Genomic DNA, 8556 nt, shown 5'->3' with positions numbered 1-8556 from the left:
ATGTTAAGCCTCAGCAACAGTGCTTGCGCTCTTTCCCGAGCGGTGTCCTGGTCGATGCCGCGGGTGAGGAGGACTTCGGCGACAACGTCCAGGGCAGAGACGCGGGGGACGACTCGGAGAAACTGGCTGACATAGCCCAGGGTTTCGTGTCGGACGGCGAGGATGGTTCGCGGGTCGGCGGTGGCGATGTCGACCATCCCACCCTGATGGCGGATTAGGATGGCGCCCGATTCGGCGCGGTAGTTGCCGTACAGGCTGCGCATCAGCGTGGACTTGCCGGTGCCGGAGGGACCGGAGAGGACAACGCATTCGCCCGCGTGGACGTCGAGGTCGACACCCGACAACACCGGCATCCGCAAACCGCCGCGCAAGTGCAGGGTGAAGCTCTTGGCGAGGGCGCGGGTTTGCAACATGACAGTGTTCATGCGTTCAGCACCGAACTGACCAGCAACTGGGTGTAGGGATGACGGGGGTCGTCGAGGACCTGGTCGGTCAAGCCGGTTTCCACGATCCGGCCACGCTGCATTACCGCGATGCGGTGCGCCAGCAGCCGGGCGACCGCGATATCGTGGGTGACCAGGACGACGGCGATACGCAGCCGGGTGACGAGCGATCGGATCAGGTCGAGAAGCCGAGCCTGGACTGAAACATCGAGGCCGCCGGTGGGTTCGTCCATGAACACCAGGCGTGGATGGGTGACCAGGGTTCGGGCGATTTGCAGACGCTGCAGCATGCCGCCGGAGAAGGTGCGGGGCAGGTCGTCGATGCGGTTGGCGTCGATTTCGACCTGTTCAAGCCAGTCCAGCGCGGCCGAACGGATGTCGCCGTAGTGCCTGGCACCTTGCGCCATCAGGCGCTCACCCACATTGCCGCCGGCGCTGACGGTCATGCGCAGGTTCTGCCTCGGGTCCTGATGGACGAAGCCCCAGTCGGAGCGGTGTAGCGTCCTTAGAGCTGGGGCGGGCATGGCGTGGACGTCGTGCAGGCGGTCGGCGGGGTCTCGATACCAGACGGTGCCGCTGTCGGGCGCCAGGCGGCCGGAGAGGACGTTCAGCAGGGTGGTCTTGCCCGATCCGGATTCACCGACGATCGCCAGCATTTCACCCGGCCAGAGATCGACGTCGACGTCCGCCAGGGCAGGGATGGTGCCGAAAGTCAGGTTCAGGCCTCGGCCCGACAGGAGGGTTGGTTCGGTCATTCCGCAGCTTCCTGGAATCCGTCGGTTCCCACATGGCCGGCGGCGCGTCGTTCCGCGCAATGATCGGTGTCGGAGCAGACGAAGAGGCGGCCGCCGTGATTGTCCGTTACGACTTCATCCAGGTACGAGTCGGTGGCGCCGCACAAGCCGCATGGGTGGGGTGCGTTGATGGTCCGGAAGGGATGATCCTCGAAATCCAGCGATTTAACGCGGGTCCATGGCGGGATGGCGTAGATGCGTTTCTCTCGCCCCGCGCCGAACAGTTGCAGGGCCGGCATCATGTCCATTTTCGGATTGTCGAAGGCCGGGATCGGGCTGGGGGACATGAGATAACGTTCGTTCACCATCACCGGATAGTCGTAGCTGATGGAGATCTGGCCGAATCTCGAGATATCTTCATAAAGTTTGACGTGCATCAGGCCGTAGTCGGACAGGCCATGCATGCGTTTCGTTTCAACCCGGCTGGACTCCAGACGGAACAGTGGTTCGGGCTGCGGGACCTGGTAGACGATGATCTGGTCTTCGCGGAGCTGCTTTTCCGGGATGCGGTGGCGGGTCTGGATGACCGTTGCCTCGGCGGTGGCCGTGGTGGTGGCGACGCCGGCGGTGCGGGCGAAGAAGCGGCGGATGGACACGGCGTTTGTGGTGTCGTCGGCGCCCTGGTCGATGACTTTCAGCACGTCGTTCGCGCCCAGGATCGAGGCGGTGACCTGAATTCCGCCGGTGCCCCAGCCGTAGGGCAATGGCATTTCACGTGAGCCGAACGGGACCTGATGCCCGGGGATCGCAACGGCCTTCAGCAGGCCGCGACGGATCATGCGCTTCGTTTGTTCGTCCAGGTAAGCGAAGTTGTAGCCTTTCATGCCGCGCTCTCCCGCATGCGGCGAACGTTTTGCAGTTCGCTTTGGAAATCGACGTAGTGCGGTAGCTTCAGATGCTCGACGAAGCCGGTCGCCTCGATGTTGTCTGAGTGGTACAGGACGAATTCTATGTTCTGAGCGGGCGCGGTTACGTCTTCGCCGAGTTCGCCGGCGCGCATGGCGCGATCGACCAGCGCCATCGACATGGCTTTGCGTTCGCCGAAGCCGAAGATCAGGCCGTAACCGCGGGTGAATTGCGGCGGAACGGTTTTGGAGCCTTTGAACTGGTTGACCATCTGGCACTCGGTCAGGACGAGGTCGCCGATGTCGATGGAAAAGCCCAGTTCGGCGGGTTCAATTTCGACGGAAACCTCTCCCATGCGGATTTCGCCGGCGAAGGGGTGGCTGCCGCCGTAGCCGCGTTGGGTGGAGTAGCCCAGCCCCAGTATGAAACCTTCGTCGCCGCGGGCGAGGGCTTGCAGGCGGACGTCCCGGTCGGCGGGGAAGGTCAGCGGTTCGCGGGTCAGGTCGCCGGGTTCTTGTTCGGCGCTGGTGTCCGGCTCGATCAGGCCTTCTTGGCCCAGGATATCCGGCACGCGGGGCATAGGTTCCAAGGGATGTGGCGATCGGGTTGCCGGCGCAACGGCTTCGTCGTCGAGCAAAGAGAAATCCAGCAGGCGATGCGTGTAGTCGTAGGTTGGCCCAAGCACCTGTCCGCCGGGCAAATCCTTGAAGACGGCGGAGACACGGCGCTCGATCCGCATGGCGGCGGTTTCGACCGGCCTGGAATGGGCAAACCGCGGCAACGTCGTGCGATAGGCTCGGATCAAAAAAGCAGCCTCAATCAGGTCGCCTTGTGCCTGCTTGATCGCCAGGGCGGCAAGTTCGCGGTCGTACAACGAGCCCTCGGCCATGACGCGATCGACGGAACGGCCAAGTTGCTCCTCGATCTGGGCGACGGATAGCACCGGATGGACCGTATCGCCGCGCCGTTCCCGAGCCAACCAGGCGTGGGCATTGTCGATCGCCTTTTCACCACCTTTGACGGCGACATAGGCCATGGTCAGGCGTCCTTTATGCTGACGCTGCGCGGCAATGCCGTGAGCTGATTGCCGGCACACAAGATCAGGTCGACACCAAGCGGGTATTGGGCGTGATTGCGTTGCCAGATGGCGGCGAAGTCCGGGGGCAAACCGTCGATTGCCACGACTTTTGGCTCTCGCAGACCGGGGCCCTCCAACACGTATCGTTGGCCTGTCGTCAGGGACGCCACCTGCAAGATGACGGTGGCGGATGTTTCCGGCGTTTCATCGGTGCCGACTGAGAGATGGGTCAGATCGGGCAGCGACAACGCCATCGCGAACATCGCCTGTGCGGGCGGCGCCGCCGGCGCGCCGGTGTGGAAGGTGATCCAGACGCTTGCGTCGGCGGCTGCCGGGTCCAGCCATAAAGGTGTTTCATGATCGGCCAGAGTCAGCAGCACCGCGGCCGCCGCATCGCATAACGGTGCTGGGGCGGACACGCCGCTTGTCGCGTGCCGATGCCCGGGACGCGCCATGGCATCGAGCACCGATCGGAAGCACGACTGTGCATCAGCGATCGGATCGGCGAAGGCGGGGGATAGGTCGTTGCTCATGTGCGCATCGTCTGCATGGCGAAGAATTGCACGCGTGTTGCTGCCGCGTTCGATGCCCGTTCGGCCTTCCGTTCCATCTGCTGCCGTTCCAGCGGGGTGATCACGCGGGTTTCGACCTCGGTGTTTCGATCGTTGTCCTGCATCAGGGCGTCCACAAGCGCGGCGAGTTCGGCGCGCCGTTCCTCGCGTCCGGCCACGTACGCGTGGCCGATGAAACCGGTTTCCGTTCGCACCGTGCATCGTGTCACGGTCATTTCACCGAGGTTGAATGCCGAACCGCCACCACCGGCGCGGCCACGTACCATAACCAGGCCGCCTTCAGGCCCCCGGATGATCGTGTGGGCAGGCAGGTTGCCGCAATGGGCGAGCAACTTGGCAATCCGGTCAGCCTCGGCACGGGCCAGCACGGCCATCCAGCGACGGCGGGCAGGGTCGGGGTGGGTGGAGCGGGCACTGTCGGTCATGGCCATCTGGTATTGTTTAGATGTCTAGACAGCTAGGCGTCGGTTCCATTATCGTCAACCACGAAGTGCCACTGAATGGCGTTGGATTGGATGAAAGATCGATGAACGCCCCCGCCGATATGGATGACCAGACGACCTATCCGGTTCAGCGACAGGATGGAGTCGCTCTGTGGCGACAGATCTTCATCCAGTTGCAGGGCGATATCGCCTCGGGTGGATTGAAGCCCGGCACGCGATTGCCGACCGAGGCGGAGTTGTCTGCACAATTCGGCGTCAACCGTCACACGGTAAGACGTGCGCTGGAAGAACTGTCCCGCGACGGGTTGGTGCGGGTGGAGCAAGGGCGGGGTTCGTTCGTTGCCGAGGACGTGCTGGACTACAATGTCGAGGCCAGAACAAGATTTTCCGAGTGGATACGGAAGCATAATAAAGAACCATCGGGCGTCGTCCGGCAGTTGCGGGAGGTTCCGGCGGATCAGCGTGTTGCGGCCGGACTGGGCATACGAGGCGGCAGCCGGGTGGTTGTGCTGGAACGTCTGGGCTTCGCCGACGACCGCCCGGTGAGTTTGACGCGACATTATTTCCCGACGCAGCGACTGAAGGGGATGCTGCAGGCGTTGCAGGCGACGCCGCGTATTACCGAGGCCCTGCGTTCCGTCGGCGTCGATGACTATCTTCGCCTACAGACCCGCGTGACGGCTCGGTTGCCCACTCAGACGGAAGCCGGGTTGTTGCGCATGGCGCGTAACCGGCCCGTGCTGATCACCGAGAATGTGAATGTCGATCGTGATGGCACAATCATCGAATTCGCGACGGGATGTTATCCCACACCGCGCGTTCAAATCGTTTTCGAACCATAAAGGTTACTGAATATGCGCGTTACCGGTGGGACTGTGCTGCTGGCCTCCGACGGGCTGGTGCGGACGGATTTGACGCTTGCGGACGGTGGTATCGACCGGATCGGTGGTTCGGGTGGTGGGCTGTCGTTCGACGCGACCGGGCTGCTGGTGCTACCTGGCATCGTCGATCTGCATGGGGATGCATTCGAACGGCAGATTCAGCCCCGGCCTGGGGTGGATTTCCCGGTTGACCTGGCGTTGCGGGATACGGAATCGCAGTTGCTGGCGAACGGGATCACCACGGCGTTTCATGGTGTCACGTTGTCCTGGGAACCGGGACTGCGCAGCCTGACCGCGTGGCAGGCGCTGTTGGACGCGCTGGATGCCGGGTCCTGGACGTGCGACATGCGGGTGCATCTGCGGTGGGAGGCTTACAATCTTGAGGCGCTGGACACCGCGGTTGCCGACATCGAGGCGGGGCGGGTGCATCTGTTGGCGTTCAACGATCACACGCCATCTATACTGAAGAAACTGAAAGACCCTGTGGAGGGCGCCAAGTATAGCGGCCGAGCGGGGATGAAGATGGAGGCGTTTCGGGCGATGACGGATGCGGTTGCGTCGCGGGCCGAGGCGGTTCCGGCGGGGCTCGATAGGATCGCGGCGGCAGCGCGTGCGGCTGGGCTGCCGATGGCAAGTCATGATGATGACAGTATTGCCGTTCGGGATGCGTATCGGGCGCGTGGTGCGGCGATTTGTGAATTTCCGATGGCGGAGGAAGTTGGACGTGCCGCGGTCGAGGCTGGCGATTTCGTCGTGATGGGGTGTCCGAATGTGGTTCGGGGCGGCTCGCATCTTGGATGGGCCTCGGCGGCCAGGTTGGCGGAGGCGGGGATCTGTACCGTTCTGACGTCTGACTATTACTATCCCGCGATGATGCGGGCGGCGTTCGTCCTGGCCGATCGTGGGGTGCTGGATTTGGCCAAGTCCTGGCGGTTGATCTCGGGCAATCCGGCACGGGCGGGGGGACTGACGGATCGGGGTGTGATCGAAGCGGGAAAGCGGGCGGATCTGGTGGTGGTCGATCCGGCGACGTCTCGGGCGGTCGCGACGATTGTTGGAGGACGCGTGGCGTTTATAACCGCGGAGGGAAGCCGGCGATTGACGGTTTAGAGACGTCGTTGGCCACGCCCCGCGGGCTGGGGCGTGACCTTGGTGTTTGATCGGGCCGGGAGAGTGAGGAGGTCCCGGCATTGGTGCCATTGTTTCGATCGGCAGAAGGCGTGGATACCGACCTTCGTCGGTATGACGGGGGAGGGTCGGTATGACGGGGTAGGGTCGGTATGGCGGGGTGGTGCGGCTGAGGAGGTGGTTCTAGGGTGGGTTGATGTTACAGGCCGAGCGGAGCGTCGTAGCCGACAACTTGTTTGTAGGCGGCCTTGGTTTCTTCGGAAACTTTCTGGGTGTCTTCTTTCAGATTGCGTGGCGTGATCGCGATGAATGCGATTTCCCAGTCGTCGTTGGTCTTTTGACCGACTTTCGGCAGGAACGCGTGGGGCGCGCCGGGCGAATTGTGGAAATGGCTGCCTGATTCCACGGCCGTCAGAATGGGTTGCGACTTATCGTTCAGGGAGAACGCGTCTGCCTCTCCAACCACGTACATGGCGAACTGATCGGTCCGGCTTTTTGCGTGTTTGTGCAGCTCGATTTTCTTCAGGAACACACAGGCGACCGAGCGATCGTGGTTATTTTTGCCAAGCCGCCAGGGGCCGTCGCCTGACAGCTCCATGGGGTTTGCAAGCAGGTGTTCCTTGCGGCCGACCACCTCCCGCAGGGTTTGCTTGAGGTTGGTTCCGTTTTCCTGGCCGGCGAGTCCTGCCCGGGCCGCAGTGAAATCCCTATGAACAGCCTTGATCCAATTCAGTTCGTCATCCGCCAGTTCATGATCCAACAATGGCAGGTTCGAGTCTTCGGCCATGACTTCCCTCTTATTTTTCAATGATCGTGGGTGACAATCCACTACTACCGAGTGGATGACGCGGCAAGACCGGCGCTACCCGGGGACGGTTAGCGAAACCAGCTTTGGCCCGGCGGTCTCGATTGTGTCCAATCCTCGGCAGGTATCGACCAGGGCATCATATTGCGAGGGCGAAATCGCCAGTCCGGATCGAACGGGTTGCATGCGGCTTGTGTGTTCCTCGAAATCCCAGATGAACTCGCGGCCGGTTCCTTCGCGGGTCAGGGTGCGGTCGTCCTTGGTGAAGATGGTGATCCGGGGACCGAACAAGGTGCGCCGTACCATGGGGATCAGGGTGACGCGTTGCATCAGGTCCAGGACCTCGGGTGGGTCGCTTTCGCCCGGGCCAGGCCGGTCGCCGCGCAACAGTGGGTAGCCTCGGGTGACGGCACCGTAGGCGGTAAAGTATTGGGTGGCCCCTACCCGTGCCTTGCCGTCGCTGCCGGGGGTTGGAAAGGCGGGGCTGGGGTATTCGGTTTCGAACCAGTTCACAACGGCCTCGATACGGTCGATGTCGGCATAGGTCAGATTGTGTTGCTCGCAAAGCGCAGCGGTGACGTCGACATGGGCGATGTTGAAGCCGGCGGTGGAGTAGATGCGGTACAGGGTTTCCAGGAAGATCCAGTTTTTGCCTAGGTCTTTCGTTATGTTGGTCAGATCGGTCCGGTTGTCTCCGGTGTAACTATAGCGCAGGTCACCGTGATTGTTGCCGGTATAGGCGTGGTAGAAACCGGCGTCGCCTTCCAGGGTGGTTTCGCCGCCTGGTGTGCCGTGTCGAGCCATCGCGACAGCGAGCAGGGCGTTGCGTACCGCGCCGCCTTCTCGTAACGACCGTCCGCCGCTGCGAGCACCTTCCAAGTTGCCGGCCGCCAGGTTGACGCACTGGGCGATGGCACTGTTCAGTTGGTCGGCGTTCAGGCCCTCGATTTTCGCGGCGGCGACGGCGGCGCCAAAAATCCCGAAGACGGGGCCGGCATGGAAGCCGCGCGACATCACAGTGGGGATGAATTCGGACGCCATGCGCTCCATGACCTCATAGGCCGCGGCAACGCCGGTTAGCAGTTGTTTCCCCGAACATCCGGTCATTTCGGCCGCGACCAGGGCGGCGGGCAGGATGGCGGTTCCGGGATGGGTCAGCATGCGGAACGTGTCCCATTTGCCGCCGGCCAGCAGCATTTCCGCATTGACGAAGGCCGCGCCGGCCTTGGTGAGTTTCGCCCCGCTGCACAACGCGGTCGCGCCGCCGCCGCCGCCGGCTTCTTCGTCCTGCATCAACGCCAATGCCTGCCGGCTGGCGGGCATGTCGTGTGCCACCAGCGCCGAGATCAAACCTTGCAGGATGACGCCCTTGGCTCGGTCAATGACGGCCGCGGGCAGGTCCTCGTAACGCAGATTGGCGACGAATGCCGCGAAGTCCCGGCTTAATGACATGGTTGTTCGTTCCCCCTGACAGGGCAACCGGTCTATCACCGATTGGGGGAAAGGTGGAGCCGCGGCCGGCGTGCTTCGTCTGCCGGTGCGCAGATGGCCGGGACGCGCCCGGCC

At 62.9% G+C, this 8556-nt stretch carries 10 protein-coding genes; 2 read left to right on the top strand and 8 right to left on the bottom strand.

The window, feature by feature from the left end:
- The 6 genes from GSQ89_RS35840 to phnG all read right to left on the bottom strand — a co-directional run.
- On the bottom strand, nucleotides 1-413 hold a 413-nt coding region (locus GSQ89_RS35840; RefSeq protein WP_254073544.1), incomplete at its 3' end, for an ATP-binding cassette domain-containing protein.
- A gap of 8 nt (nucleotides 414-421) precedes the next feature.
- Complete coding sequence (gene phnK / locus GSQ89_RS35835; protein ID WP_158932886.1) at nucleotides 422-1198, bottom strand: phosphonate C-P lyase system protein PhnK; 777 nt, start codon at nucleotides 1196-1198, stop codon at nucleotides 422-424.
- Entirely contained in the window at nucleotides 1195-2061 is an 867-nt protein-coding gene (locus GSQ89_RS35830) for an alpha-D-ribose 1-methylphosphonate 5-phosphate C-P-lyase PhnJ (RefSeq protein WP_158932885.1), read from the bottom strand. Before GSQ89_RS35830 ends, phnK begins: the two co-directional genes overlap by 4 nt.
- A complete protein-coding gene (locus GSQ89_RS35825; RefSeq protein ID WP_158932884.1) occupies nucleotides 2058-3119 on the bottom strand; it encodes a carbon-phosphorus lyase complex subunit PhnI in 1062 nt (353 codons plus the stop codon). Before GSQ89_RS35825 ends, GSQ89_RS35830 begins: the two co-directional genes overlap by 4 nt.
- Before the next feature lie 2 nt (nucleotides 3120-3121).
- A complete protein-coding gene (gene phnH / locus GSQ89_RS35820; protein ID WP_158932883.1) occupies nucleotides 3122-3694 on the bottom strand; it encodes a phosphonate C-P lyase system protein PhnH in 573 nt (190 codons plus the stop codon).
- Entirely contained in the window at nucleotides 3691-4158 is a 468-nt protein-coding gene (gene phnG, locus GSQ89_RS35815; RefSeq protein WP_254073543.1) for a phosphonate C-P lyase system protein PhnG, read from the bottom strand. Before phnG ends, phnH begins: the two co-directional genes overlap by 4 nt.
- A gap of 101 nt (nucleotides 4159-4259) precedes the next feature.
- Here phnG and phnF point away from each other — a divergent pair, with 101 nt between their 5' ends.
- Together phnF and GSQ89_RS35805 are read left to right on the top strand one after the other, a co-directional pair.
- Nucleotides 4260-5018 carry a phosphonate metabolism transcriptional regulator PhnF gene (phnF, locus tag GSQ89_RS35810; RefSeq protein WP_254073542.1) on the top strand — a complete coding sequence of 253 codons (759 nt, stop codon included), beginning with the start codon at nucleotides 4260-4262 and terminating at the stop codon, nucleotides 5016-5018.
- A gap of 12 nt (nucleotides 5019-5030) precedes the next feature.
- Nucleotides 5031-6167, top strand: coding sequence for an alpha-D-ribose 1-methylphosphonate 5-triphosphate diphosphatase (locus GSQ89_RS35805; protein WP_158932882.1), 1137 nt, complete (start codon nucleotides 5031-5033; stop codon nucleotides 6165-6167).
- 217 nt (nucleotides 6168-6384) lie between these two features.
- Here the strand turns inward: GSQ89_RS35805 and GSQ89_RS35800 are convergent, their stop codons facing one another.
- Together GSQ89_RS35800 and GSQ89_RS35795 are read right to left on the bottom strand one after the other, a co-directional pair.
- Nucleotides 6385-6972, bottom strand: a complete 588-nt coding sequence (locus tag GSQ89_RS35800) for a hypothetical protein (RefSeq protein ID WP_158932881.1) — start codon at nucleotides 6970-6972, stop codon at nucleotides 6385-6387.
- Nucleotides 6973-7047: 75 nt separating this feature from the next.
- Nucleotides 7048-8442 carry an MmgE/PrpD family protein gene (locus tag GSQ89_RS35795; protein WP_158932880.1) on the bottom strand — a complete coding sequence of 465 codons (1395 nt, stop codon included), beginning with the start codon at nucleotides 8440-8442 and terminating at the stop codon, nucleotides 7048-7050.
- Nucleotides 8443-8556: the final 114 nt, after the last annotated feature.

Source organism: Acidisphaera sp. S103, from assembly GCF_009765975.1.
Taxonomy (GTDB): domain Bacteria; phylum Pseudomonadota; class Alphaproteobacteria; order Acetobacterales; family Acetobacteraceae; genus Rhodopila.
The sequence above is the reverse complement of the archived record's forward strand: the minus strand, read 5'-3'. Positions and strand labels throughout refer to the sequence as shown.

What these genes read in the sequence shown, in the direction of transcription:
- GSQ89_RS35825 (WP_158932884.1), bottom strand. Translation starts at nt 3,119, where the DNA reads ATGGCCTATGTCGCCGTCAAAGGTGGTGAAAAGGCGATCGACAATGCC.
- phnG (WP_254073543.1), bottom strand. Translation starts at nt 4,158, where the DNA reads ATGACCGACAGTGCCCGCTCCACCCACCCCGACCCTGCCCGCCGTCGC.
- phnF (WP_254073542.1), top strand. Translation starts at nt 4,260, where the DNA reads ATGAACGCCCCCGCCGATATGGATGACCAGACGACCTATCCGGTTCAG.
- GSQ89_RS35800 (WP_158932881.1), bottom strand. Translation starts at nt 6,972, where the DNA reads ATGGCCGAAGACTCGAACCTGCCATTGTTGGATCATGAACTGGCGGAT.
- GSQ89_RS35830 (WP_158932885.1), bottom strand. Translation starts at nt 2,061, where the DNA reads ATGAAAGGCTACAACTTCGCTTACCTGGACGAACAAACGAAGCGCATG.
- phnK (WP_158932886.1), bottom strand. Translation starts at nt 1,198, where the DNA reads ATGACCGAACCAACCCTCCTGTCGGGCCGAGGCCTGAACCTGACTTTC.
- GSQ89_RS35805 (WP_158932882.1), top strand. Translation starts at nt 5,031, where the DNA reads ATGCGCGTTACCGGTGGGACTGTGCTGCTGGCCTCCGACGGGCTGGTG.
- phnH (WP_158932883.1), bottom strand. Translation starts at nt 3,694, where the DNA reads ATGAGCAACGACCTATCCCCCGCCTTCGCCGATCCGATCGCTGATGCA.
- GSQ89_RS35795 (WP_158932880.1), bottom strand. Translation starts at nt 8,442, where the DNA reads ATGTCATTAAGCCGGGACTTCGCGGCATTCGTCGCCAATCTGCGTTAC.